The sequence below is a fragment of the Thauera linaloolentis 47Lol = DSM 12138 genome, assembly GCF_000310205.1.
GTDB lineage: Bacteria > Pseudomonadota > Gammaproteobacteria > Burkholderiales > Rhodocyclaceae > Thauera > Thauera linaloolentis.
On record NZ_AMXE01000006.1, the window covers coordinates 1 to 24,072 of the forward strand.

Here is a 24,072-nt window from a genome sequence, read left to right on the forward strand (position 1 = left end):
CGGGCGGCGGGCGGGCGGATGCCCATTCCGCCGATGCCGCGCACGCGCCGCGCGTCTCCGGCGCATTGGCCGCGCACTATGCGCCGCGCACGCCGCTGCGCCTGGTGCAGTCCGGCCTGCTGGCCGCTGAGGCCGCCGCGCTGGCGGGCGAGGGCAGCCGTGTCGCGGTGCTCGCGCATGGCCTGCCTGATCCGCGGGATTCGCGCCTGATCTGGCAGGCCATGCCGGCCGATCCCGCCGCCTATGCGCAGGAACTCTACGCCAGCCTGCGCACGGCCGACATGCTGGATGCCGACTTCATCCTGGTCGAGGCCCTGCCCGATGGCCCGGCGTGGCGTGCCATTGCCGACAGGCTGGGACGGGCGGCGGTCGGTTCCGGCGCCAGTCCCGCTGGATGACGCGCTGCGGGGCTTCCATTTCGTGCCGCGGCTCTCTATAATGCGCGCTCTTTCGGGGCCGATAGCTCAGCTGGGAGAGCGCTGCGTTCGCAATGCAGAGGTCGAGGGTTCGATCCCCTTTCGGTCCACCAGGAATTCATCGTAAAGACAGCGCATGACACTTCTCAGTGTGATGCGCTGTCTTGCTTTGCGCGGCCGGTTCTTGGATGGATGTGCTGCTTGTGCCGGAGAGCGGCAGCGAGGCTGTGCCGCCGTTTTCAGAACAGGCTGCCGACGTTGAACAGCGTCAGCACGCCCAGGATACAGAAGATGGCGGCGGCGATGCCGTGCACGACCCGCATGGAGATCTTCTTGGCGATCTTGTCGCCGAGGAAGACCGCGGGCACGTTCGCCAGCATCATGCCGAGCGTGGTCCCGATGACGACCTGCACCACCTCGGTGTAGCGCGCGGCGAGGGCAACGGTGGCGATCTGCGTCTTGTCGCCCATCTCGGCGAGGAAGAAGGCGACCACGGTGGTGCCGAACACGCCCAGCCCGCGGCTGTCCTGCGCGGCACCGTCCTCGATCTTGTCCGGAATCAGCATCCATGCCGCCATCGCGATAAACGAGGCGCCGATGACCCAGCGGATCACGTCCGGCCCGAGCGCCTCGGCCACCCAGCCGCCGACCGCACCCGCCGCCGCATGGTTGACGAGGGTCGCGACGAAGATGCCGGCGACGATGGGCCAGGGGCGACAGAAGGTGGCGGCCAGGATGATGGCCAGCAACTGGGTCTTGTCGCCCATTTCTCCGAGCGCGACGACGCCGGTCGATACCAGAAATGCTTCCATGAACAAGGGAACTCCAGGGCCGGACGGACGAAAGACCACACCGCCTCCCGGCCCTTCCCGTAGGCAGCGCGGTCAAAGGTCTTGCCAGGCCTGAAAGCTGCACGCGCCATGGCCTGTCGGCCAAGCATGTTGACGCGCGCCCCTGCATTGCGCAGGGCGGCTACTCCCCGATGACGAGCGGCCGCGATTCTAACAGCAGAATGCCCGTGGCGGAATCCGCGGTGCTCCGGACGCAGGGGCCGCATCGCGGCGGTTTACCGCCTCCATGCACTGGAGTAGCATACCCCCCTATATTATATAGCCCGGTCGTACCGCGATGGCCCATACCGTTCGCCAGAAGGAAAAGCTGATTGCCCGCATCCGCCGCATCAAGGGGCAGCTCGAAGGGGTCGAGCGCGCGCTCGAGGCGGAGGCCGCGTGCGCCGAGGTGCTCCGCCAGATCGCATCCGTGCGCGGCGCGGTGAGCGGGCTGACGGTCGAGGTCATGGAGGACCACCTGCGCGAGCATGTCCTTGCCGCCGGGACCGACGCTGAGCGCCGCCAGGGCGGCGAGGAAATGATCGAGGTCATCCGGACCTACATGAAGTGAAACCGCAGTGCGCACAGGAAGCCGTTCGATGAGCACGACAGACGTTTCCACGCCGGGCCACGACCATTTTTTCCTGGGCGGGGACCATCAGCGCAACGAACGCAAGGTCTGGCTCGTGATCGCGCTCACGGCCAGCATGATGCTGATCGAGATCGTCGCCGGCACGCTCTACGGGTCGATGGCGCTCGTCGCCGACGGCTGGCACATGTCGACGCATGCCGGCGCGATGCTGATCACCGCGCTGGCCTACCGTTACGCGCGCCGCCATGCGCGTGATCCGCGATTTACCTTCGGCACCGGCAAGCTGGGCGATCTCGCCGGCTTCGCCAGCGCCGTGGTGCTCGCCCTGGTCGCACTGCTGATCGCCTGGGAAAGCCTCGTCCGCTTTGCCAATCCGGTGGAGATCAGCTTCGAGCAGGCGATCGCCGTGGCCGTCGTGGGGCTGGCCGTCAATCTGGCATGCGCATGGCTGTTGCGGGACGAGCACGCCCATCATCATCACGGCCATCACCACGACCATGGGCACGACCACGGCGGACATGACCACGCGAAGGGCCGCGACAACAACCTGCGCGCCGCCTATCTGCACGTGCTGGCCGATGCACTGACGTCCATCCTGGCGATCCTGGCCTTGCTGTTGGGGCGCAGCCAGGGCTGGTGGTGGGCCGACCCGCTGATGGGCGTGGTCGGCGCGGTGGTGATCGCCCGCTGGTCGTGGGGGCTGATCCGCGATGCGGGCAGCGTGCTGCTCGATGCCGCGGGCGAGGGGATGGCGGTGCGGCAGGAAATCCGCGAGGCCATCGAGCCCACCGGCGACCGGATCACCGACCTCCACGTCTGGCAGCTCGGGCCGGGCCACTTCGGTGCGATCATTTCGGTGGCTGCGCGGACGCCGCAGGCACCCGCGCATTACAAGCTGCGGCTCGCGCACATCCACGAACTGTCGCACGTCACCGTCGAAGTGCAGCCGGCGGCGGGCTGAGGCGCCGCTGCCGGAGGCACAGGCCCGGGTCAGGCGGAGGCTTGCAGCTTGTCCTGGGTACGGGTGTCGAAGTCGGATGCGTCGTGGCGCTCGTGGAGTTGCTGGTCGAGCGGCCCGCTCACGCGGTTGACCATGCGTCCGCGCCCGACGGCGGGGCGGCTGGCGATCTCCGTGGCCCAGCGCACGACATGGGTGTATTCCTGTACCTGCAGGAATTCGCCCGCGTCGTACAGCTGCCCCAGTGCGAGGTTTCCATACCAGGGCCAGATGGCGATGTCGGCGATCGTGTAGTCGTCGCCGGCGATGTAGCGGCTTTCGGCCAGCCTGCGGTTCAGCACGTCCAGCTGGCGCTTCGCTTCCATCGCGAAGCGGTCGATGGCGTACTCGATCTTGCTCGGGGCATAGGCGTAGAAATGGCCGAAGCCGCCGCCCAGATAGGGCGCGCTGCCCATCTGCCAGAACAGCCAGGACAGGCATTCCGCGCGGCGTGCGGAGTCGGCTGGCACGAAGGCGCCGAATTTTTCCGCGAGATAGAGCAGGATGGCGCCCGACTCGAACACCCTGACCGGCTCCGGCCCGCTGCAGTCGAGCAGGGCGGGGATCTTGGAGTTGGGGTTGACGTCGACGAAGCCGCTGCCGAACTGATCGCCGTCGTTGATGCGGATCAGCCAGGCATCGTATTCGGCGCCGGCGTGGCCCAGGGCCAGCAGTTCTTCCAGCATCACGCCGACCTTGACGCCGTTCGGCGTGGCCAGCGAATACAGTTGCAGCGGATGTTTGCCGCGCGGCAGTTCGCGGCTGTGGGTCGGGCCGGCGACGGGACGGTTGATGCTGGCGAAGCGGCCGCCGTTGGGCTGGTTCCAGGTCCAGATCCTGGGCGGCGTGTACGAGGTGGTGTCTGACATGCTCGGCTCTTCAACGTGAGGCAATGGAGCCAGCATGATAGAGGAGCGCGCGCCGGAATTGTGGAGCCGGAGCGGCACAGCGGAAGCAGGGTCCAGCGTGCCGTGGGCCGTGCTTCCTCGCCGGATGGGCCGTGTTCAGCGCGGGTCGATGCGATGGATTTTTTCCGGGTTCATCTTCGGCGACCACGGCAGGCCGCTGTTCTGCCAGCCGTTCTGCAGCCGCAGGCCTGCTTGCGGGCCTTCCTTGATCGCCGCGCCCTGAAAGCCGTTGACCACATAGCGGGCGTTGGGGAAGCCGTTGGCGCGCAGGAAGGCGGCGCTGGGCTCTCCGCGTTCGCTGCCCGAGCGGCACATGGTGATGACTTCGGCGTCGGCATTCATGCCGCGCTTTTCCAGTTCGGCCTTGATCTGCGCCGCGAAGTCGGGGTTCTGGTACAGGCGGAACACGCCTTTCTCGGCATTCCACCGGCTGCGGTCCACCAGCATGAAGGGCACATTCGCATGCACCGCATCGCTGAAGCCGACGAACATGATCTCGACCGGGTCGCGCACATCGACGAACAGCACGTCGGGCTCTGCTTGCCGGATCTTGGCGTAGGTTTCCTCGGCCGAAATGGCCATGTCGGCCGCTTGCGCCGACAGGCAGGCGAAACCGAGGGCGGTGGCGATCAGAAGACGTTTCATCGGGAGACTCCCATTTCAGGTTGCGGGGTTCAGGCTTTCCGGCACAGGCTGGCGGCGATCGGCCAGGCCAGCGCGGCGGCGACCGCGCCGAAGGCTGCTGCATAGAAGAACAGATTCATCCAGTCCACCCAGTAGCCCATGTCGTCGAACGACGACAGGGTCATGCCCGGGGTGATGAAGAAGGTGATCACCGTGGCGATCGCGCCGACCACCACGGCCGGGAGCAGTGCCCGCCGCCAGCCCACGCCCGGCCGGGTAGCGGCGAAGAGCATCAGCCACAGCAGCATGGTGCCGATGACCGCCGGCAGGTACTGCAGGCCGAGTTCGAAGAGGATGTTCAGGGTCAGCCAGATTTCGTACATGTCGTCTCTCCCCTCAGACGCGGCCCTTGGCCACGGCCATGTAGGCGGGCTTGAGCAGGCGGTATTTCATGACCCAGGCGAAGTAGCTGTCCTGCAGTGGATCGATCATCGGCAGCGAGGGCGTCAGGTTGTTGTTGTAGTCGAATTCCACCAGCAGGGCCGAGCCTTCGCGCAGCAGCAGCGGGCACGAGGTATAGCCGTCGAAATGTTGCGAAGGCTCGCGGCCGGCGATGACGTCGATCAGGTTCTGCGCGACGATCGGTGCGCTTTTCTTGATCGTCGCGGCGGTCTTGCCCTTGCCGGTGCCATTGACGTCGCCCAGGCCGAACACGTTGGGGAAGCGGCGGTGGCGCAGGGTCTTGGGATCGACCTCCAGCCAGCTGCCCGCGGCGAAACCGCCGTCCCGCCAGGGCAGGGGGCTGTTGACGATCGCGTCCGGTGCGCGCATCGGCGGTACGACGTGGATGAAGTCGTAGTCGATCTCGGTGCGTCCGCCCTCGGGGCGTGCCATCGTCGCGCGGCGGGAGCCGATGTCTATCGCCACCAGCTTGCTGTGGAAGGTGACCGGGATATCCAGCTTCTCCCAGCGGCGCAGCACCTCGTCGTTGATGCGCGGCACGCTGAAGATGTTGTCCAGCGCGGAATGGAAGGCGATCCTGGAGGCGTCGCGCGTACCGGCTTGCTTGAGGCGGTCGGCGACCATGAAGGTCACCTTGAGCGGGGCGCCCGCGCACTTCAGGAAGGTTTCGGGCAGGGTCATCAGCGCCGAGCCGCCTTTCTGGCGGAAAGCGTCCATCGCGCGCCAGGTCGCTTCCGCCGCGTCGGGGCCGGGGTAGATGCTGCCCAGCCCCTTGCTGCCGATGGCGGCGACGTCCATGCCTTCGATCTGCGCGTAGTCCAGATGCAGGCCGGTGGCGACGATCAGGTAGTCGTACTCGATGCGCTGGCCGCGGTCCGTGACCACCGCATCGGCCTCGGGATCGAACTCCGCGACCATCTCGCGCATCCAATCGACGCCCTGCGGCATCAGGTCGGCGTTCCGGTCGCTGACCTTGCCGACCGGCCAGATCCCCGTCCCGACCAGGGTGTAGCCCGGTTGGTAATTGTGGATCTCCTTGCGGTCGATGACGGTGATCTTCGCGCCGTCCAGTTCGCGCGCCAGGCGCGAGGCGATGGCCAGCCCGCCCAGCCCGCTGCCGGCGATGACGATGCGTGCCGCGGTCTTGAGGGCTGCGCGCGCGGGCGTGCTGGCGAGCGCCAGGCCCGTGGGCAGGCCGGCGCCGGCGACGGCGGGCAGTGCCGAGGCGCCGAACAGGAAGCGGCGCCGGCCGCCGTCGGCGGGTTGGGTGGAAGAAAGTCGTTCGGGCTTGTCGGACATGTCTCTCCCCTTTTGTATCGGCGTCGTCCAGTGCGGGCGGGCCGCCGTTCGTGCCTGTGTTTCGTCAATCATATAAGTGTTTTCTGAATTAGCCGCGTGCAGGCTAGGCGTATGTGACCTGTGTCACAAAGCGCGCCGGTGCTCAGGCGGCGCCGTGCAGCAGCGCCATGCGCAGTGCGGCCAGGCCGATGCCGAGCAGGCAGGCGCTGCCCGAGAACAGCCAGCACCACAGCGGCCTGCGCGGCCTGAAGCCGACGCCGGTGACGAATCCGGCGCTCATGGCCCAGAACAGCGCCGTCGCCGCCCAGTGGTCTGCTTCCCCCTGTGGTCCGGAAAGCGCGGCTGGCCATGCGGTGATGCCCAGCATGATCGTGATCGCGGCCAGCAGGGGCAGCGGGTTGAGGCGCCCCTGCCGGGGCGCTGCTGCCTGCGTGGAATGGGAGTGGTCCATGTCTGGCGTTCGCCTGCGGGTCAGGGGCGTTCTGCGCCGCCGGGGCCCTGTCCGCTGCCGCGCCGCGCCTGCTCGCGGGCGCTTTCGTTTTCGCCCCAGAGGGCGTTGAGGATGGCCAGCAGGACGGCGAAGCCGATGCCGAGGACCCAGGCGAAATACCACATGTCGTTCTCCTTTCGTGCCGTGCGCGCGTTCAGTACGCGGAGTGCTCGTTCTCGCGGATATAGGCGGCGGTGACCTTGCCGGCCATGACCTTGTAGGCCCAGCCGGTGTAGGCGACGATGATCGGCATGAAGATCAGCGTGGCCCAGAACATGATGCCCAGCGTGCGATGGCTGGAAACCGCGTCCCACACCGTGAGACTGGCGCCGGGGGCGGTGGAGGAGGGCATGACGAAGGGGAACATCGAGACGCCGGCGGTGCCGATGACGCCCGTGATGGCGAGGGAAGAGGCCACGAATGCGGCCAGCGTGCGGCGCTTGCGGACCAGCAGCAGCGCGGCGATGCCGCCGGCGTAGGCCAGGGCGGGCACGAGCACCGTCAGCGGCGCCTTGCCGTAGTTCGCCAGCCAGGCGCCGGACTGCGCTTCGACCGTCTTGGCCAGTGGGTTGGGCAGGGCCGCGGCATCCACCGCTGACGTGATCGCGTAGCCGAAGCTGCCGTTGGCGATCCACAGGCCGGCCGCGCTGAAGCCGGCGAGCATCAGCACGCCGAACACCAGCGCGGCGGTGATGGCGCGGCGCTGGATGTCGCCTTCGGTACGGTGGGCGAGGTAGATCGCGCCGTGGCAGGTGATCATCGCCGTGCTCACCACGCCGGCCAGCAGCGCGAAGGGGTTCAGCAAGGCCCAGAACGAGCCGGTGTAGTAGGGCACCAGCGTGTCGTCGAAGTGGAAGGGCACGCCCTGCAGCAGATTGCCGAAGGCCACGCCGAAGATCAGCGGCGGCACCGCGCCGCCGACGAAGAGGCCCCAGTCCCAGGTGCTGCGCCAGACGGCGTTGTGGATCTTGCTGCGGTAATCGAAACCCACCGGGCGGAAGAACAGCGCCCACAGCACCGCCAGCATCGCCCAGTAGAAGCCGGAGAAGGCCGTGGCGTAGACGATCGGCCATGCTGCGAAGATGGCGCCGCCGCCGGTGATGAACCAGACTTGGTTGCCGTCCCAGTGCGGCCCCACGGTGTTGATGATGATGCGGCGTTCTTCGTCGTTCCTGCCGGCGAAGGGCAGCAGCGTGCCGACGCCCATGTCGTGGCCGTCCATGATGGCGAAGCCGACGAGCAGCACGCCCACCAGCAGCCACCAGATGAGTTTCAGGGTCGGATAGTCGAAAATCATGATCGTGGCTCCGGGTCAGGCATGTTGCGCTTCGTTCTGGTAGCGGCCGGTACCCAGGCTGCCCGGTCCCTGGCGGGCGAAGCGGACCATCAGATACATCTCGACGATCAGCAGCAGGGTGTAGAAGCCGACGAAGCCTGCGAGCGAGCCGTACAGGCTCTCCACCGTCAGCGTCGACACCGACAGGTGGGTGGGCAGCACGCCGTAGATGGTCCAGGGCTGGCGGCCGTATTCGGCGACGAACCAGCCCATCTCGCAGGCGAGCCATGGCATGGGCAGGAAATACAGCGCCCATTTCAGCAGCCACGGCCGCTGGGCGAAGTCACCCTTGACCGAATGCCACAGGGCCAGGCCGAACAAGGCCAGCATGGCAAAGCCCAGCGCCACCATGATGCGGAAGGTCCAGAACAGCGGCGCGACCCTGGGCAGGGTGTCGCGTGCGGCGCGGTCGATCAGCTCGGGGGTGACGTCGTCCATCGAGGCGACGTATTTCTTCAGCAGCAGGCCGAAACCGAGATCGTCCCTGACCTGTTCGAAGGCTTCGCGGGCGGCCGTGTCCCGGGGGTTCCGGCGCAGGGTTTCGAGCCGCTTCACGGCCTCGATGCCGACCGTCACCCGCTCGCGGTTCTTCGCGTAGATCTCATTCAGGCCGGGCAGCGTCTTGTCGAGCGAGCGCGTGCCGATGATGCCCATGGCCCAAGGGATGTGGAGGGCGAAGTCGTTCTTCATCCCGGCCTCGTCGGGCAGGGCGACGAGGTTGAAGCTGGCCGGCGCAGGCTCGGTGTCCCACATCGCTTCCATCGCCGCGAGCTTGGTCTGCTGTGCTTCGCCCAGCGCGTAGCCCGATTCGTCGCCGAGCACGATCACCGAGCAGATCGAGGCGAAACCGAAGGCTGCTGCGATGCGGAAGCTGCGCTTGGCGAATTCGACATCGCGCCCGCGCAGCAGGTACCAGGCCGAGATGGACAGCACGAACATCGCCCCGGTCACGTAGCCGGCCGACACCGTATGCACGAACTTGCCCTGCGCCACCGGATTGAACACCACCGCCCAGAAATCGGTCAGCTCCATGCGCATGGTCTCGTAGCTGAATTCGGAGCCCACCGGGTTCTGCATCCAGCCGTTGGCGATGAGGATCCACAGCGCCGACAGGTTGGTGCCCACCGCCATCAGGATCGTGACCAGCAGGTGCTGCTGGCGCGACAGGCGGTCCCAGCCGAAAAAGAATAGGCCGATAAAGGTCGATTCGAGGAAGAAGGCCATCAGCCCCTCGATCGCCAGCGGCGCGCCGAAGATGTCGCCCACGTAATGCGAGTAGTAGGCCCAGTTGGTGCCGAACTGGAACTCCAGCGTGATGCCGGTGGTGACGCCCAGCGCGAAATTGATGCCGAACAGCTTGCCCCAGAAGCGGGTCATGTCCTTGTAGATCGTCTTGCCGGTCATGACATAGACGCTTTCCATGATGACCAGCATCCAGACCATGCCGAGCGTAAGCGGCACGAACAGGAAGTGGTACATCGCGGTGGCGGCGAACTGCAGCCGCGACAGGTCGACGAGTTGCTCACTGACCATGGGTTTCTCCTGCGGTCGATTGTTGTTTGCTGGCCATCGGAGCGGAGACCTGCCTGGCCATGGTCGTGGCGTCGACGGTGACGTGCGCGTCGCGGACGAAAGCCCACCACAGCGCGGTGATCAGCGCGAGCTTGAGTAGGACGACGAGGACGAGGTGGCGCAGCAGGCCTTGGTCCGGCAGGTTCATGAGCGGGCTCCGGGAGTCTGCCCTGCCTGTATCAAGCGCCGTGCCAGTGCGGCACGTGTCGTGATTTTTGAGGTAAATCAAAGATCAATGCTGTATATGGCAGGTATGCGGCGGTGGCCCAGGACAGTGGATTCGCCCAATGTGGCAGCAAAGGTGCCAATATGGCTGCCAGTGGCAGTGTTTCTTGGCGGCGCAGCGCAGGGGCGCATGGATCGACGGAAGTTCGTTCCGCGTGGCAGTCGGGCGTCAGATTGCTGCCAGTTCTGGCGCTCGTGGCGCATGCGGCGGCATCCTGCGCTTGCCGGAATCCGTGATGGGCAAGGTTTTCCGAAGCTGGCATGAGCGTTGCTACATGAAGGGCAGAAGCGGGGCTGGGCCGTGGCAGCCACCAAGACCGTCTTTCCTCTGCGGTCATGACCCCCCGTGGCGACACCTCGGCCGATTTCTCCGGCCCCGCTTCTTTTTTTGCGCGTTCGCGCACCTGCAGAAAATTCCCTGGAGATGTAGAACATGTCCGATACGCTGAAGGAGCGCCGCCGGCTCCTGATCGCAAGCTCCGGTGCTGGTGCGGTGGCCGCCGCTGCGACAGCCGTGCCCTTCGTTGCCAGCCTGACGCCTTCCGACCGCGCGCGTGCCGCCGGTGCGCCGGTCGAGGCCGATGTCGGCAAGCTGGCGGCAGGCGAGATGATGACCGTGGAGTGGCGCGGCAAGCCGGTCTGGATCCTGCGCCGCACGCCCGAGATGCTCGCTGCGCTCGAGGCGCATGAGCAGCGTCTCGCGGATGCCGCCTCCGAGGAGCCGCAGCAGCCCGGCTACGCCTCCAACCGCCATCGCTCGATCAATCCCGAGTATCTGGTGGTGATCGGTATCTGCACCCACCTGGGCTGCTCGCCGTCGGAGAAGTTCTCGCCCGGGGCCGCCAGCGGCATGGGAGACGATTGGCCGGGCGGCTTCCTGTGCCCCTGCCACGGGTCGATCTTCGACCTTGCCGGGCGCGTCTTCCTGAGCCAGCCGGCGCCGACCAACCTGGAGGTGCCGCCCTACAAGTGGCTGGCGGATACGCTCGTGCGGATCGGCGAGGACGATAGCGCCCCGGCCTGAACGTCGGGCGCGGGCCTCAAGGGCCGTTTCCGTCCCGGTCCTGCCGGGCGGTTTCGGCGGCGAGCGTGCTGAAGGCTTCGGCCTGGGTCATGAAGATGCGCCCGGACAGCCATTCGGAGATTTCGCTGCGTTCCAGTCCGTCGCGCAGCGGGCCTTTCAGCTCGGATAGGTGCAGCTGGATGCCCTTGGCGCGCAACTCGCGGTCGAGCTGCATCAGCACTTCGAGCCCGGTCAGATCGATGCCATTCACGCCGCTCATCATCAGCACCACATGCCGCAGTTGCGGACGCCGGGCCATGGCCGACGACAAGGTCTCGGAGATCCAGCGGGAGTTGGTGAACACCAGGCTCTCATCGACCCGGATCGACAGCACCTGCGGTAGTGTCTCGACTTCGAAGCGATTCACGTTGCGGAAGATCTCGGTGCCGTCCAGCCGCCCGACCTCCGTCCAGTGCGGGCGGGCGGTACGCTGGAGCAGCAGGCCGATGGCGGCGATCACGCCGGCCAGCAAGGCCTCCTTGATGCCCACGAACAGCGTCAGCGCCGTCACCGCCGCCATCAGCGCGAATTCGGCGCGGGAATAGCGCCATGCCAGCAGGAAGGGGGTGAGGTCGATCATCGACAGCACGGCGACGATGATGGTGGCCGCCAGCACCGCGCGTGGCAGGTATTGCAGCACGTCGCCGAGCAGGATGATGGCCAGCGCGAGCAGGGCGGCGGTCCACACCCCGGCCATGCGCGTGCGGGCATTGGCGTTGAAATTGATGATGCTGCGCGAGAAGCCGCCCGTCACCGGCATGCCGCCCGACACCCCGGCTGCCGCGTTGGCGGCGGCGAGGCCGAACAGCTCGCGGCGGGGCGAAATCTTCTCGCCGCGCCGCGCGGCAAGGGCCTCGGCCACGGCCAGGCTTTCGACGTAGGCGACCAGCCCGAGCAGGGCCGCCGGGGCGAACAGATCGAGCCAGACGGCGGGCGGCGCGTCCCACAGCTTCGGGAACGCCATGCCTTCGCCCAGGCTGATCCGCCCCGACAGAGCCACGCCCTCGTTCAACTGGGGAAAGCCCGCGACCCAGGCGATGGATGCTGCAACCACGACGAGGGGGGCGGTGCGTGCCAGCAACTGCGCAGTGCGCGCTTCGAAGCCCAGTGCTTGCAGCATGCGGCTGCCGTGCTGGCGGAGGACCCACAGCGCGAGCAGCGCCAGCAGGCCGACGGTGGCCGTGGTGAGGTGTGGCGCCGCGCCTTCGCTGGCGGCGATCGAGCGGCCCAGCTCGACGACCGTGCTGCCGCCGACCGGCGCGCCCAGCAGGGCCGGGAGCTGACCGATGGCGATCACCAGCGAGGCGCCGGTGATGAAGCCGTGCAGCACCGGCGCGCCCAGCAGGGCGGCCAGGGTCTCCAGCCGGAACAGGGCGGCGACGAGGCAGACGGCGGCGATCTCCAGCGACAGCACCAGTGCCGCGAGATGGGGGGAAATGCCGTGGTCGATGGCGACGCCGCCGATCGCCTGCGCGGTCATCATCGCCAGCACCGCCACCGGCCCCACGGCGAGCGTGGTGCTGGAGCCGAAGGCGGCGTAGGCGATGGCCGGCAGCAGGCTCGCCATCACGCCGACCACCGGCGGCAGGCCGGCGAGGATGGCGTAGGCCAGGCTCTGGGGCACCAGCAGGATGGTGACGATGACTGCGGCGACCAGGTCGTCGGCCAGCGCCGTGCGCCGGTATCCGGCCCAGCGCTGGGCGAGGGAGGGGCGGCGGGGCGTGGCGCTGGCGGGCATCGGCGGGATGCTCACAGCAGGTCGAGCGGGATCTTGAGGTAGCGCACGCCGTTGTCTTCGGGCGGGGGGAAATTGCCGGCGCGCACATTGACCTGGATGGACGGCAGGATCAGCGTGGGCATGGCCAGGGTCTTGTCGCGGGCGCTGCGCATGGCGACGAATTCCGCTTCGGTGACGCCGTCATGGACGTGGATGTTGTTCCTGCGCTGTTCGGCGACTGTCGTTTCCCAGGCCGCCGCGCGGCTTTCGGGCGGGTAATCGTGGCACAGGTGCAGGCGGGTTTCGGGCGGCAGGGCCAGCACCTTGCGGATCGAGCGGAACAGCGTGGCGGCGTCGCCGCCGGGGAAGTCGCAGCGCGCGGTGCCGTAGTCGGGCATGAACAGGGTGTCGCCGACGAAGGCATCGCGGCCGACGACGTAGGTCAGACAGGCGGGCGTGTGCCCGGGCGTGTGCATCACCGCGACGTCGAGTGTGCCGATGCGGAAGCGTTCGCCATCCTCGAACAACTGGTCGAACTCGACGCCGTCGGTATTCATGTCCTTGGCGTTGAAGACCTGCTTGAACACGCCTTGCACCTGGCGGATGTGGGCGCCGATGGCGATGCGCCCGCCCAGTTGCTGCTTGAGGTAGGGCGCGGCCGACAGGTGGTCGGCGTGGGCATGGGTCTCCAGCAGCCAGTCGACCGCCAGCCCGGCCTGGCGCACGTGGGCGATGACCGCATCGGCCGAGGCGCGGGACGTGCGGCCCGACTTGGGGTCGTAGTCCAGCACGCTGTCGATGATCGCGGCCCGGGCGGTTTCCGGGTCGGAGACGACATGGGTGACGGTGAAGGTGGCGGGGTCGAAGAAGGACTGTATCCGGGCGTGTTTCATGTGGAAGGCCTCGTGTGTCCGCTGGTGGAAAGCCGTGCCGGCGGGGACGGTCTCGGGGGGTGTTCGTCGTGCTGTTCGCTCAGTACCGGATGTCGATGCCGATCTCCCTGGCGGCTGTGCCGGCGGCCAGTTCGAATGCGCTGTCGTCGAACGCGGGGGGGCCGGAAACCACGGGGTTGTTCGACAGGCCATAGCCTTCGGTCGGGAACATGCCGAAGCGGCGGTTGAGTTCGCCGTTCCCGTCTTCATCATGGTAAGCCATGATCGCGTAGCGCCCTGGCGGCAGCGCTTCGAAGCTGACCCGTACTGTGCCTGCCTCGGCGGCAACCTGGCGCACGGCAAAGGCCTGTGCTTCCTTGCGGAAGGTCTTGGGGTCGGCGTACAGCCCCACGCGGATGCTGCCGCGTGCGTGCTGGATGCCGGCCAGCGTGACGTCGAGCCTCGTGTCCTGAGCAAGGGCGTTGGTGGCGGATGCGCAAAGCAGCAAGGCGAGCAGGCGGGGTTTCATGGCGTACATGGGGTGTGGAGGTCTCGAAGTCATAAATATAAGCAAATTCTTATCAATAAGTCCAATTCGCCCTTGGAGGCGGGTCGGCGGGGGCGTCCTTGTCCAGGGGCCACGCAAGTGGGCATGCGGCAAGGCTCTGCGGCATACTGGACATTTTCCACCCCACGGAGTGCTTGCCATGAAGCTTTACTACAAGTCGGGCGCTTGCTCGCTGTCGCCGCACATCGTCCTGGAAGAGCTCGGCCTGCCCTATGAAGCGGAGGCCGTCGATCTCCAGACCAAGGTGACCGCGAGCGGCGGCGACTTTACCCGGACCAATCCGAAGGGCTATGTGCCCGCCCTCGAACTGGACGGCGGCGAGGTGCTGACCGAGGGGCCGGCGATCGTCCAGTATCTGGCCGATCTCGTTCCGGAGAAGAAGCTGGCGCCCGCCAACGGCACCCTGGCGCGCTACCGGCTGCAGTCGTGGCTTACCTTCATCGGCACCGAACTGCACAAGTCCTGCAGTCCGTTCTTCAATCCGGCTTCGGGCGATGCGTGGAAAGCCGCGGCAAAGGCCAATCTCGAACGCCGGCTGGAGTACATCGACCACGAACTGGCCGGCAGGGCCTACCTGATGGGTGAGGACTTCAGCGTGGCCGATGCCTATCTGTTTACCGTGCTGGGCTGGATGGGCTACATCCAGTTCGACCTGGCTCGCTTTTCGAATCTGGTCGCCTTCCAGGCACGCGTGGCCGCGCGTCCGGCGGTGCAGGCGGCACTGAAGGCCGAGGGTCTGGCCTGACCGTCAGGCTGTGCCCACCGCAGCGGGCATGCGCCGGGGCGGCGGGCACGCCTGGCAGGCAGTGTGCCGTGCAGTCCCCGGGTACGTGCCCGCGCAGGTGTCGAGCGGGATGTGGGCGGATGGCTACCTGAGCTCGGCGATGACGACGCGGTTGCGTCCCGCCTGCTTGGCTTGGTACATGGCGCCGTCGGCCCGCTCCAGCGCGGACTGCAGGGGCTCGTCGAAGCCGAGCGGCGTGACGCCTGCACTGAAGGTGATGACGATTTTCTGGTTGTCCGCCATGAAGAACTCGCGCGTCAGCTCACGCTGCAAGCGGGTCAGCGCAGTGTAGGCGTCGGCTTTGTCGGTTTCCGGCAGCAGGATCACGAACTCCTCGCCGCCATAACGTGCGAGTACGTCCTGTGGGCGCAGATGTTGACGCACCACATGCGCAAGGTGGATCAGTGCTTCGTCCCCCACCTTGTGGCCGAAGGTGTCGTTGAGTTTCTTGAAGTTGTCGATGTCGAGCAGGGCCAGCGCGAGTGTCGTGCCGCGCCGTTGCGCGCGGGCGCTTTCCGTCTCGAACATTTCTTCCAGGCCGCGGCGGTTGAGCGTGCCCGTCAGTTGATCGTGGCGCATCATGCGGCTGGCTTCGTCGAGCTCTTCCTGCAGTTTCGCGATGCGTTCTTCGGAAGCCTGTGCCTGCTTGCGGGTCGCGATCAATTCGTTGCGCGAGCGCTGGGCCTCGTCCTGGACGCAGCGCGTTTCCCGCATCACCTCATCCAGCACCAGCCCGATTGCACCGATGTCGTTGGCTTCGGATATGCGCTGTGCGCACGAGCTGATGCGGTCGTGGTAGGTTCCTGTGGTTTCGGAAAAGCGGGCGAGCTGGTCGACGAAGCCTGCGAGCATCGTGCGCAGGTGGCGCTGGGCTTCGACGAGGTTGTGCTTCAACTGGCTCTGCTTGTAGATCAGATCCTTGAGGCGGCGTCCGGCGTCGTCGAGCGTGCGTGGGTTGAGTGGGGCGTCGACGAGTTCGCGCAGCATCTCGATCTGGCCCGCAAGCCAATTGTCGTCGAGTACCAGTTCGTCGATGTTGCGCAGCAGAAGGCGGAGCAGTTCGAGGAGGCCGGCACGCACTTCGGCATCGTCGGCAGTGATCATCTCGAGGCGATGCGCGAGGCGGCGGATGTGGCTGCCGATTCGTTCGAGCTGCCTGGGTTCGAGCGTATGGGCGATTTCGTCGGCGAGCCGCTTGCTCTCGTCGGCCAATTCCGGATGCCCGCCGAGAAAGGATGGAACGACGTCGCGCAGGGCCGATAACAGAAGCTTGCGCAGGCCCTCGATCAGCTCGTGATTGCCGTTCGCCGGAGGGAACCCGGCCAGCTTGATGCTTTCGGTATCCGTCGCTGCCGATACTGCGGTTTCTGCCCAGGCCGGATTCGATGCCGAGTTGGCGCGTTCCGGTGCCGGCATGGCTTCGACGGGCGCCTGGTTCCAGCCGCGCAGCAGGCCTTGGAGGCGGTTGTACAGGGCCGAGGGTTCCGATGCATTCAGGACTCGCTCGAGGGATTCGCGCTTGCGCGCGATGGTCCAGCCCTGCTGGCGTCCCTCCCAGGAGCGGAGCAGGCTGGCGATGAGTTCGTTCCAGGCGGGAGGATCGACGGCCTTGAGCCCGTCCAGGTAGCGCCCCAGGGCGTCGTCGGCTGCCTTGAGGTTGCCCGCGTTCAGGGCCTGATCCAGCTCACGTGCGGTTCTCTGGCGTTCGGCTGCGTCCCTGGGCAAGCGGCGCGACAGCCTGCGCAGGAAGCCTTCGGAGGGCACGTCGTCATCAGTGCGGGTTCCGGCGATTTCGTGATAGAGCTTGCGATAGTTGTCCGGGGTCGGCGTGACGCGGCGTTGCGCGAGCTGAAGGAGGGTTTCGCGGGCGACTTCGGAAGGATTGCGCGGGGCGCTCATGGAGGTGCCGGTAGCCGATTGAATATGCGCGAATTATATCGGCAGGCTCGTACCGCGAGACGTGTCGTGGATCAAGATGAATGAATTTCCCCGTGCTGGGCGGACAGGGCAAGGCGCACGGAGGCGACCGCGAGGGATGCCTCCGGGTGGGTCAGATCCGTAGTTCGCTCATCAGATTGCCGACATCCAGGGTGCGGGCCCGCTCCTCGATCTGGGGCGTGTAATGCTGCTGCAAGCCCTTGGCTTCGTTAACCAGGCTGGAGAACGAACGCTTCAGTGCGTCGGTGCTCAGGCTCCGCCCTCCGGCGTAGTAGCGCCGGGCAAGCTGCCCGAGGGCATAAGTGCTGGCGAACGAGAAGGCCGAGCCGGTTGCGGTGCTGCCAATCGTGCGGCCGGTCTTGCCGAGTACCTTGCCCAGAAGCCCCCCGACCAGCTTGCGGCCGAACTGCTCGATGTATTGCGAGGTCAGTCCGACGCCCGCAGTGGCGAGAAAGTCCTTGATGTGGCCGCGGTCCAGCTCGTATCCATAGGATCTGCCGATCCGGTACACAAGCCGGGTCTGAAGGGGAATGATCGCCATCGAGGCCAGTGATTGCGGCAGTAGTTCGAGGGCGCCATTCAGTATCGAGGCGTTGAGAATGCTCTTGTCGAGCTCGGCGTCGCTCATCGTGGATGCGCGCGGAATGGTGGACGCAGCGGGCGGAGTGACGGCTGTCACGGGGGCAGGCGGAGTATCGTCCAGCGGCAGCGATGCCAGAGTGTCCGCCTGGACGGTGAAAGCGTCCGCGCCCGCGCGATCGAGTGCAAGCGCCGATTGAAGCGTATCGAGGAAGGCCGTTTCGCGCTCATCGTGTACGCCGTCTGCATCGCACACGCCGACCGCCATTTCGAATGCGAGCCGGCGCAGCTCCACGGTTTTGAGTGCGGAAGCGGCAGCATCCAGGCCAAGGCGTCCGAGCAGGACGTCTTGATAGATTTTCATCAGGTCGATGCCGCTGTCGGCGCTCAGGGATTCGGTGATTTTGCGGATGTGTTCGCGTTCGCGCTCGTCCTTGTGCTGGTCCGCGAAGGCGACCATGAGGCAGATGGCGACGATGGCGCGGGTCTGTTCGGCTTGCATGGTGGCGTCCTGTAGTGTCTGGAGGGCGGTCGAGGCGGGTAGAATGAAGAACTTGACGATCCTCGGGCGCAATTGACAACGCCTGGCCTGTAAGAGTTCTTGCTTCCCATGACCACCGAAAAAGACAACATCGAGGCCGAAGCGCCCGCTTTATCTCCCTCCGCCGAGGGGGCCGTGCCGCAGCAGCGAATCGAGCCGCGCGCCTTGCTGCAAAGTCTGCAGAAGGCGTTTCCTGCTTTTCGCGACTGTAAGCCTTTGGCGCTGAAAATCGATGCCAGTATCGTCGAACGCATGCCCGGAATCGACCGCAAGAGTCTGCGCGCCGCATTGCGCATGTACACCGCCTCGACCCGCTACCTGAAAGCGGTCGAGCGTTCTCAACAACGCTTCGATCTGGACGGGCAGCCTGTCGGGGAGGTGACTGACGAGCAGCGCACGCATGCGTCGACAACCCTCAAGGAGCGTTTTGCCGCCATAGCCAAGCAGCAGAAAGAAAAACGTGAAGCCGAGGCCGCCGAGAAGCGCCGTACCGAAAAACTGCAGCAACTGGTGAGCAAGTTCGGCCGCTGAGTTCGGCTGCCAGGAGGGCTTCAACTGCGCTGCTGAAGCAGGTTCTGCGAGCGCAGCAGCCAAGCCGCCGAACCGGCAAGAACGGCAAGTGCAATGCCGGCTGCGGTGTTTCCGATTCCGAACATCAGACCTGTAAGCAGGCCGATGGTGAGCAGCAAGCGGGTGAGAAGGGTTTCGGTCATGATTGCCTCCGGGGTGGTTTGTTCAGTTTGTGTACTGTAAATAAATACAGTGATCGGCGCAAGTGCGCCGTGCAGCCCCTTGTGCGCGCTTACGCTATAATCCGCAGCCAACGCCGGCATAGCTCAGTTGGTAGAGCAGCTGATTTGTAATCAGAAGGTCGTGGGTTCGATTCCTATTGCCGGCACCAGAACACTGATAAGCACTCGACGCGCGCCATCCTTCCGTAATTCGCCGTGCGTCTCATTCCAAGAACATCCCTGGCGCAGAGCGAGTCCTCTCTTGCCGTCCATGCGGCTTCGGACCGTGGAAGCCGGTCGCGGGCGAGTGCTGAAAGCGGTTGCTGATGTGTAAAAGCCCAGGGCGTGGGATGCGCTGGGCTCACGCGCCCTACTCGCAGATAGTCAGGCAACAGGGGCGCTTGGCGTTTCTGGTGGAGTGGAAAGCTGGTTTTTGGCTGTTGGCACGAAAAAACTTGCATTCATATCATCTATTGTTTATAGTTCTGTTTCTCCGACGCGGGGTGGAGCAGTCTGGCAGCTCGTCGGGCTCATAACCCGAAGGTCGCAGGTTCAAATCCTGCCCCCGCAACCAAACAAAGCAATAAGGCCCGATCACGGAAGTAATCGGGCCTTATTGCTTTTGGAGAACGGATTGTCAGCGTCATGCTGCCCGGGGTGCCCCCTCAACTTGCGGGCAGCCGGTTCAGGGAAGCAACTGCGCGGCTTCTGCCGTGCATGGCGCAGGTGATGGGTTCGCCCCGCGGCGGGCTTGTGTATCAACCGGCGTGGCGTGTGATGCGTAGCGCGAAATCGCAGTTTCCGCCGCCGCGGAACCAACGTGCCTGCACGCGCTGCCCTCCGGGATAACTCAGGACCTGCTCGATCGTTGACGCTTTCTGGGTGTGGCTGCCGGTTGTGTAGCGGCCCAGTTTTTCGCTGAACCTGTCTGCGAAGGCTTCAGCGAGGCGCAGGCAGGCATGATCATCGGTGGTGCGGAGGTCTGCCTTTGCGCTGGGTTGGATGATGAGCTCCTCGATCCGGCCTTCGGCATCTGCCATGGCCATGATCGAGGATGCTTCGCCCAGGAGGTCGATGTGCATGGCGAATTCGTCGCGTCCATCGCAGCCGGGGCCGACCGGGAGCGCAGCGGGGTCCAGCCGCTTTGCCTGCAGGGCCGTGGCTGGCAAGTCGGCGCCGAGCCGCAGCGGGCCGACGCCGTCGGCCTGAACCCGGACAGCGCGCGGAATGTCTTGCCGGGGCTGGCTGCAGGCGGCCGGCAGTGCGGCCAGCGCGAGGATTGCGAGGGCACTGCCGGCGAAGCGCACGGGAATCAGTTTGCCTTGATCACACCGCAGAACAGCCGTGCGCCGGCGCCGCCGATCGGTTGTGCGGCATGGTCGTCGCGGTTTTCGTGGATGACCAGCGCGGCGCCGTCCTCGTCGAGGATTCTTGCGCGCCCGCCTTTGCCGTCGAGGCTGGCGAGCGGCGTGTACAGCTCGGCTTCGACGCTGCCGTCGGCATGCACGAAAATGTTCTGCAGATCGCCTGCGTCGGGGCCATCGGGGTTCATCAGGCCGTGTTTCTTGCCGTCCGGATTCAGGTGGCCTTTCGAGGCCACGAAGCCTTGGCCGGCATCGTCGCAAGTGCCGACGCTGTGGATGTGGACGCCTTTCGGCCCCGGGGGCAGTCCCTTGGCAGAGAGGTGAATCAGCACGCCCTGTGGCCCTTCGATGAGCGTTGCGGTGCCGATCGCCTGTCCCTGGCGATCGATGATGCTGGCGGTGGCGTGCTCCGTGGCGGAGGCGGCTGTGGCGACGCTGGCGATCGCGCAGGTCACGAGAAGGCGCGGGAAGGGCATGGTGCATCTCTCATTGTGGTTGAGCGAAGCGTCATGATAGACACGATTCCGTCCGCGTAAAAGACAGGCTTGCCTTCCTTGCCATGGCTGGCGCGGGTTGGCGCTTGGCCGTAACATCGTGCCAACATTCACGGAGAAACACCATGGCGTCTTCCGCCGACAGCATCAGCATGGCGCTTTTTTGCGACTTCGAGAACGTGGCGCTCGGTGTCCGCGACGCCAATTACGAGAAGTTCGACATCAAGCGCGTTCTCGAACGCCTGCTGCTGAAAGGCAGCATCGTCGTCAAGAAGGCATATTGCGATTGGGATCGCTACAAGAGTTTCAAGGCCTCGATGCACGAGGCCAATTTCGAGCTGATCGAGATTCCCCACGTGCGCCAATCGGGCAAGAATTCGGCCGACATCCGTCTCGTCGTCGATGCGCTGGACCTGTGCTACACCAAGTCGCATGTCGATACATTCGTCATCATCAGCGGCGATTCCGACTTCTCCCCGCTGGTCTCCAAGCTGCGTGAAAACGCCAAGCAGGTGATCGGCGTCGGCGTGAAGCAGTCCACCTCCGACCTGCTCATCGCCAATTGCGACGAGTTCATTTTCTACGACGACCTGGTGCGCGATGGTCAGCGTGCGGCCAAGCGCGACGCCCGTGACACGCAAGCGCCATCGAAACGGACGCCGGAAGAGGAGAAGCGGCGCAAGGAAGAGCTGGAGGATCGTCGCGGCAAGGCGATCGAGATTGCGGTGGAAACCTTCGACGCCCTGATGTCCGAGCGCGGTGACAGCGGCAAGATCTGGGCGTCGATGCTGAAGGAGGCGATCAAGCGGCGCAAGCCCGACTTCAACGAGAGCTATTTCGGTTTTCGTGCCTTTGGCAACCTGCTTGACGAGGCCCAGGCGCGTGGCCTGCTGGTGGTCGGGCGCGACGAAAAATCGGGAACCTACGTCTATCGTCCGAATGCTGCCATCGTCGTGGCGGCCCTGGAACCTGACCTGCCGGCCGACGGCCGGTCGGCGCAGACCGAATTCGGGCTTGAAGCCGGAGTAGGGGAAGTGGCCGAGAGCGAGGTTGCGCCGGCGGACGGCGGGCGCACATCCGGGCGGAAGAATGGGCGTGGCCGGGGCACGGGCGGGCGCAAGGCCAAGAGTGGCGATACGGGGCCGGCGCATGGTGAGCCGGATGCGGCGATACCGGCTGCCGTGCCGGCCGAGGTCGTGGCTGCGCAGACTGCGTCCGAGCCGATCGTGCCTACTGAGCCGTCGGCGTTGGAACCAGCGCCTGCGCCCGAAGCCAAGCCGGCGGAGCGGCGCCCTGCGGCATCGAGCACTGGCCGTGGCCGCTCCAGCCAGCGCGGACGCAAGGCTGAGGCCGGGGCCGAGGTCGCAGGCGCCGAGCAGGCGCCGGTGCAGCCTGAAGCTCCGCCGGCCATCGTTGAGGCCCAGGCCGCCGAGCCCATTGGTGGCGAGGCCGAAGCTGCACCGAAGGCAAGGAAGCCGGCTGCACGCCGCCGTACCCGCAAGCCCACCGAGGCGGTAGACGACACAGGCGGCGAGGGCGCCTGAACCCCGTGTCGCGTGCGCGTGTGTGCCCCGGGTCCGTGAAGCCGCCATCCATCATCGGCGTGGCCAACTGGCCCTATCCGCGGTGGATCGCCCACCGCGGCGGGGGGCGCTTGGCGCCCGAGAACACGCTGGCCGCGTTTCGGCTGGGGCATGCCTGCGGCTATCGGATGTTCGAGTGCGATGTCCGCCTGAGCGCAGACGGCGTGCCTTTCCTGCTGCATGACGATGTGCTGGAGCGCACCACGGATGGGCAGGGGCCAGCCGCGGCGCGCGATTGGGCGGCGCTGTCGCAGCTCGATGCCGGCGGCTGGTATTCGGAAAGATACCGCGGCGAGCCGCTTGCCAGCCTGCAGGCGCTGATGTGCTTCTGCCACGCGACGGGTTCTGCCTTGAATGTCGAATTGAAGCCTGCGCCGGGTTCCGAGTACGAAACAGGCCGCATCGTTGCCGAGACCTTGTCGCGCGGATGGCGGGGCTTGCTGCCTCCCCTGCTCAGTTCATTTCGCGCCGTGGCATTGCAAGGCGCCCGTGCGGGGGGGGCGAGCCTGCCGCGTGCGCTGCTGGTCGAATATCCCGGCCCCGGCTGCATGGACCTTGCATTGGAGCTGGGGTGCGTGGCAATGGTGGCGGAGCACAGCCGCATCACGCCGCAGTTCGTGGAGCGGCTTCATGCGGCTGGACTTGCCTTGCTGAGCTATACCGTCAATGATGATGCCGAGGCGCAGCGCTTGCTGCGGCTTGGGCTGCAGGGGCTGATCACCGATCGCGTAGACCGCTTCGATCCAGCCGTGCACGCAGCCTGACCGGAACTCGCCACGGCCGGCAGGTTCTACGCACACATCGCACTCATGAAGACTCCGTCCATGCGCTGCTCATGCAGACCCTCCCCGCGCCTCCTTCCTGCCTTGCTCGCGCTCGTGCTCGCGTTGCCATCGTCCGCCGTCCTGGCTGCCGAGGATGCGTCCGCCTGCCTTCGTCCGGGGAACTGGACGATGCCTGGTACGGACGGGGCACGCCCCGGGGATCCGGTGTCCGTGCTGGGGGCGATGGCGCGGCGCGCAGTCGTGTTGCTCGGCGAGCAGCACGACGATGCCGACCATCACCGCTGGCAGTTGCAGACGCTTGCCGCCTTGCACGCGCAGCGCCCCGACATGTTCATCGGCTTCGAAATGTTCCCGCGCCGCATGCAGCCGGTGCTCGATCGCTGGGTGGCCGGAGAACTGTCCGAGCGGCAGTTCCTGGAGCAGGCCGAGTGGGACAAGGTCTGGAGCATGCCGGCCGAGCTTTATCTGCCCTTGTTCCACTTTGCGCGCCTCAATCGCGTGCCGATGCTCGCCCTCAACATCGAGCAGACACTGGCCAGGGAGGTCGCCACGCGTGGCTGGAACGGGGTGCCCGAGGCCGAGCGCGAAGGCGTGGGGCATGCGGCGGAGCCGGTACCGGCCTACGTCGACTTCCTGTTCGAGATTCACCGCCAGCATGCGCGCATGCGTGGCGGCAAGGACGAGGAGGTGTCGCGTGAAGACGCGGGTTTCCGCAATTTCCTCGACGCCCAGCTCGCCTGGGACCGCGCCATGGCCGAAGTGCTGGCTTCGGCGGCCGGTGGTGCGGCTGCGCGCGGCGATGGCCGGCCTCCCCTGGTCGCCGGCATCATGGGGAGCGGCCATGTCCGTTTCGGCCATGGTGTGGCACATCAGTTGAAGGATCTCGGTGTGGAGGATGTCGGCATCCTGCTGCCGGTGGCCGCGGCCACGCCCTGCGCCGAGATCGTCGCTGGCCTGGCCGACGCCGTGTTCGCCGTGCCCGATGCGGTGCGCTTGCCCGTTCCCCCACCACGGCTGGGCGTGAGCCTGGAAGAACACCGCGATGGCGTGCGTATTGCCGTGGTGAATGCCGGCAGTCTGGCGGCGGACACCGGCTTGCGTGCCGGCGACGTGATCACCGAGGCCGCGGGTGCCCCACTGAAGCGGTCGGCGGCTTTTGCCGGCCTGGTGAGGGCGCAGCCATCCGGCACGTGGTTGCCGCTGAAGCTGACGCGCGACGGCGAGACGGTCGAACTCGTCGTGCGATTCCCCGCCGCGAAATGATCTTGGCGTGCTGCAGAGCGGGCCGGTTGCGTGTCGGAC

General features: G+C 66.2%; 27 protein-coding genes, 3 tRNA genes and 1 riboswitch. Of the genes, 12 read left to right on the plus strand and 18 right to left on the minus strand.

Annotation, left to right across the window (positions count from 1 at the left end; translation table 11 throughout):
• Nucleotides 1–398 (plus strand): Sua5 family C-terminal domain-containing protein (locus tag C666_RS03075; RefSeq protein ID WP_004333679.1); only part of this gene is annotated, 398 nt, incomplete at its 5' end.
• A 55-nt stretch (nt 399–453) separates the two neighbouring features.
• Nucleotides 454–529: transfer RNA gene (locus C666_RS03080), tRNA-Ala, on the plus strand.
• Nucleotides 530–655: 126 nt separating this feature from the next.
• Here the strand turns inward: C666_RS03080 and C666_RS03085 are convergent.
• Nucleotides 656–1,228 (minus strand): TMEM165/GDT1 family protein, encoded by a 573-nt coding sequence (locus C666_RS03085; RefSeq protein WP_004333681.1) that lies wholly within the window; start codon nt 1,226–1,228, stop codon nt 656–658.
• Between the two features lie 8 nt (nt 1,229–1,236).
• A riboswitch (yybP-ykoY riboswitch) is annotated at nt 1,237–1,409 on the minus strand.
• Nucleotides 1,410–1,544: 135 nt separating this feature from the next.
• On the opposite strand from C666_RS03085, the gene C666_RS03090 reads away from it, so the two are divergent.
• Nucleotides 1,545–1,817 carry a metal/formaldehyde-sensitive transcriptional repressor gene (locus C666_RS03090; RefSeq protein WP_004333683.1) on the plus strand — a complete coding sequence of 91 codons (273 nt, stop codon included), beginning with the start codon at nt 1,545–1,547 and terminating at the stop codon, nt 1,815–1,817.
• A gap of 28 nt (nt 1,818–1,845) precedes the next feature.
• Nucleotides 1,846–2,799: a CDF family Co(II)/Ni(II) efflux transporter DmeF gene (gene dmeF, locus C666_RS03095; RefSeq protein ID WP_004333685.1), complete on the plus strand. Its 954-nt coding sequence runs from the start codon at nt 1,846–1,848 to the stop codon at nt 2,797–2,799.
• Between the two features lie 29 nt (nt 2,800–2,828).
• On the opposite strand, the gene yghU is transcribed toward dmeF, so the two are convergent.
• The 9 genes from yghU to cydP all read right to left on the minus strand — a co-directional run bounded on the left by yghU (nt 2,829) and on the right by cydP (nt 9,674).
• Complete coding sequence (yghU, locus tag C666_RS03100) at nt 2,829–3,704, minus strand: glutathione-dependent disulfide-bond oxidoreductase (protein WP_004333687.1); 876 nt, start codon at nt 3,702–3,704, stop codon at nt 2,829–2,831.
• A 135-nt stretch (nt 3,705–3,839) separates the two neighbouring features.
• On the minus strand, nt 3,840–4,388 hold the full coding sequence (locus C666_RS03105; RefSeq protein WP_004333688.1) for a rhodanese-like domain-containing protein: 549 nt from the start codon (nt 4,386–4,388) through the stop codon (nt 3,840–3,842).
• A 29-nt stretch (nt 4,389–4,417) separates the two neighbouring features.
• Nucleotides 4,418–4,750 carry a hypothetical protein gene (locus tag C666_RS03110; RefSeq protein ID WP_004333690.1) on the minus strand — a complete coding sequence of 111 codons (333 nt, stop codon included), beginning with the start codon at nt 4,748–4,750 and terminating at the stop codon, nt 4,418–4,420.
• 13 nt (nt 4,751–4,763) lie between these two features.
• Nucleotides 4,764–6,128, minus strand: coding sequence for an NAD(P)/FAD-dependent oxidoreductase (locus tag C666_RS03115; RefSeq protein ID WP_004333692.1), 1,365 nt, complete (start codon nt 6,126–6,128; stop codon nt 4,764–4,766).
• 142 nt (nt 6,129–6,270) lie between these two features.
• Nucleotides 6,271–6,579 carry a cyd operon YbgE family protein gene (locus C666_RS03120; protein ID WP_004333695.1) on the minus strand — a complete coding sequence of 103 codons (309 nt, stop codon included), beginning with the start codon at nt 6,577–6,579 and terminating at the stop codon, nt 6,271–6,273.
• 20 nt (nt 6,580–6,599) lie between these two features.
• Nucleotides 6,600–6,743, minus strand: coding sequence for a cytochrome bd-I oxidase subunit CydX (gene cydX, locus C666_RS03125; protein ID WP_004333697.1), 144 nt, complete (start codon nt 6,741–6,743; stop codon nt 6,600–6,602).
• A 29-nt stretch (nt 6,744–6,772) separates the two neighbouring features.
• Nucleotides 6,773–7,915 carry a cytochrome d ubiquinol oxidase subunit II gene (cydB, locus tag C666_RS03130; RefSeq protein WP_004333699.1) on the minus strand — a complete coding sequence of 381 codons (1,143 nt, stop codon included), beginning with the start codon at nt 7,913–7,915 and terminating at the stop codon, nt 6,773–6,775.
• 15 nt (nt 7,916–7,930) lie between these two features.
• Complete coding sequence (locus C666_RS03135) at nt 7,931–9,487, minus strand: cytochrome ubiquinol oxidase subunit I (protein ID WP_004333701.1); 1,557 nt, start codon at nt 9,485–9,487, stop codon at nt 7,931–7,933.
• The gene (cydP, locus tag C666_RS03140) at nt 9,477–9,674 is read right to left on the minus strand and encodes a cytochrome oxidase putative small subunit CydP (protein WP_004333703.1); all 198 of its coding nucleotides are present in this window, start codon (nt 9,672–9,674) and stop codon (nt 9,477–9,479) included. The genes C666_RS03135 and cydP overlap by 11 nt, the downstream gene beginning before the upstream one ends.
• Before the next feature lie 510 nt (nt 9,675–10,184).
• On the opposite strand from cydP, the gene petA reads away from it, so the two are divergent.
• Complete coding sequence (petA, locus tag C666_RS03145; protein ID WP_004333705.1) at nt 10,185–10,775, plus strand: ubiquinol-cytochrome c reductase iron-sulfur subunit; 591 nt, start codon at nt 10,185–10,187, stop codon at nt 10,773–10,775.
• A gap of 16 nt (nt 10,776–10,791) precedes the next feature.
• Here the strand turns inward: petA and C666_RS03150 are convergent, their stop codons facing one another.
• The 3 genes from C666_RS03150 to C666_RS03160 form a co-directional block, all read right to left on the minus strand.
• The gene (locus C666_RS03150; RefSeq protein WP_038001622.1) at nt 10,792–12,552 is read right to left on the minus strand and encodes a SulP family inorganic anion transporter; all 1,761 of its coding nucleotides are present in this window, start codon (nt 12,550–12,552) and stop codon (nt 10,792–10,794) included.
• Nucleotides 12,553–12,563: 11 nt separating this feature from the next.
• Nucleotides 12,564–13,424, minus strand: coding sequence for an MBL fold metallo-hydrolase (locus C666_RS03155; RefSeq protein WP_004333709.1), 861 nt, complete (start codon nt 13,422–13,424; stop codon nt 12,564–12,566).
• Nucleotides 13,425–13,503: 79 nt separating this feature from the next.
• Nucleotides 13,504–13,932, minus strand: a complete 429-nt coding sequence (locus C666_RS03160; RefSeq protein WP_038001625.1) for a DUF2141 domain-containing protein — start codon at nt 13,930–13,932, stop codon at nt 13,504–13,506.
• A 178-nt stretch (nt 13,933–14,110) separates the two neighbouring features.
• On the opposite strand from C666_RS03160, the gene gstA reads away from it, so the two are divergent.
• Nucleotides 14,111–14,716 carry a glutathione transferase GstA gene (gstA, locus tag C666_RS03165; protein WP_004333712.1) on the plus strand — a complete coding sequence of 202 codons (606 nt, stop codon included), beginning with the start codon at nt 14,111–14,113 and terminating at the stop codon, nt 14,714–14,716.
• A gap of 123 nt (nt 14,717–14,839) precedes the next feature.
• On the opposite strand, the gene C666_RS03170 is transcribed toward gstA, so the two are convergent.
• Nucleotides 14,840–16,654: a GGDEF domain-containing protein gene (locus tag C666_RS03170; RefSeq protein ID WP_004333715.1), complete on the minus strand. Its 1,815-nt coding sequence runs from the start codon at nt 16,652–16,654 to the stop codon at nt 14,840–14,842.
• Between the two features lie 151 nt (nt 16,655–16,805).
• Complete coding sequence (locus tag C666_RS03175; RefSeq protein WP_004333717.1) at nt 16,806–17,774, minus strand: YcjF family protein; 969 nt, start codon at nt 17,772–17,774, stop codon at nt 16,806–16,808.
• A 108-nt stretch (nt 17,775–17,882) separates the two neighbouring features.
• On the opposite strand from C666_RS03175, the gene C666_RS03180 reads away from it, so the two are divergent.
• Nucleotides 17,883–18,344, plus strand: a complete 462-nt coding sequence (locus C666_RS03180; RefSeq protein WP_004333719.1) for a ProQ/FINO family protein — start codon at nt 17,883–17,885, stop codon at nt 18,342–18,344.
• Nucleotides 18,345–18,364: 20 nt separating this feature from the next.
• Here C666_RS03180 and C666_RS20305 read toward each other — a convergent pair whose 3' ends face one another.
• Entirely contained in the window at nt 18,365–18,526 is a 162-nt protein-coding gene (locus tag C666_RS20305; RefSeq protein WP_154666274.1) for a hypothetical protein, read from the minus strand.
• 112 nt (nt 18,527–18,638) lie between these two features.
• Between C666_RS20305 and C666_RS03185 the strand changes: the two genes are divergently transcribed.
• A tRNA-Thr gene (locus tag C666_RS03185) sits at nt 18,639–18,714 on the plus strand.
• A gap of 327 nt (nt 18,715–19,041) precedes the next feature.
• Nucleotides 19,042–19,118, plus strand: a tRNA-Met gene (locus C666_RS03190).
• A gap of 184 nt (nt 19,119–19,302) precedes the next feature.
• On the opposite strand, the gene C666_RS03195 is transcribed toward C666_RS03190, so the two are convergent.
• Together C666_RS03195 and C666_RS03200 are read right to left on the minus strand one after the other, a co-directional pair.
• Nucleotides 19,303–19,851: a hypothetical protein gene (locus tag C666_RS03195; RefSeq protein ID WP_004333721.1), complete on the minus strand. Its 549-nt coding sequence runs from the start codon at nt 19,849–19,851 to the stop codon at nt 19,303–19,305.
• 5 nt (nt 19,852–19,856) lie between these two features.
• Nucleotides 19,857–20,384, minus strand: a complete 528-nt coding sequence (locus C666_RS03200) for a superoxide dismutase family protein (RefSeq protein WP_004333723.1) — start codon at nt 20,382–20,384, stop codon at nt 19,857–19,859.
• Nucleotides 20,385–20,527: 143 nt separating this feature from the next.
• Here C666_RS03200 and C666_RS03205 point away from each other — a divergent pair, with 143 nt between their 5' ends.
• The 3 genes from C666_RS03205 (at nt 20,528) to C666_RS03215 (ending at nt 24,033) form a co-directional block, all read left to right on the plus strand.
• Nucleotides 20,528–21,946 (plus strand): NYN domain-containing protein, encoded by a 1,419-nt coding sequence (locus C666_RS03205; RefSeq protein WP_004333724.1) that lies wholly within the window; start codon nt 20,528–20,530, stop codon nt 21,944–21,946.
• 35 nt (nt 21,947–21,981) lie between these two features.
• Nucleotides 21,982–22,749, plus strand: a complete 768-nt coding sequence (ugpQ, locus tag C666_RS03210; protein WP_004333726.1) for a glycerophosphodiester phosphodiesterase — start codon at nt 21,982–21,984, stop codon at nt 22,747–22,749.
• Between the two features lie 189 nt (nt 22,750–22,938).
• Nucleotides 22,939–24,033: a ChaN family lipoprotein gene (locus C666_RS03215; RefSeq protein ID WP_245603964.1), complete on the plus strand. Its 1,095-nt coding sequence runs from the start codon at nt 22,939–22,941 to the stop codon at nt 24,031–24,033.
• Nucleotides 24,034–24,072: the final 39 nt, after the last annotated feature.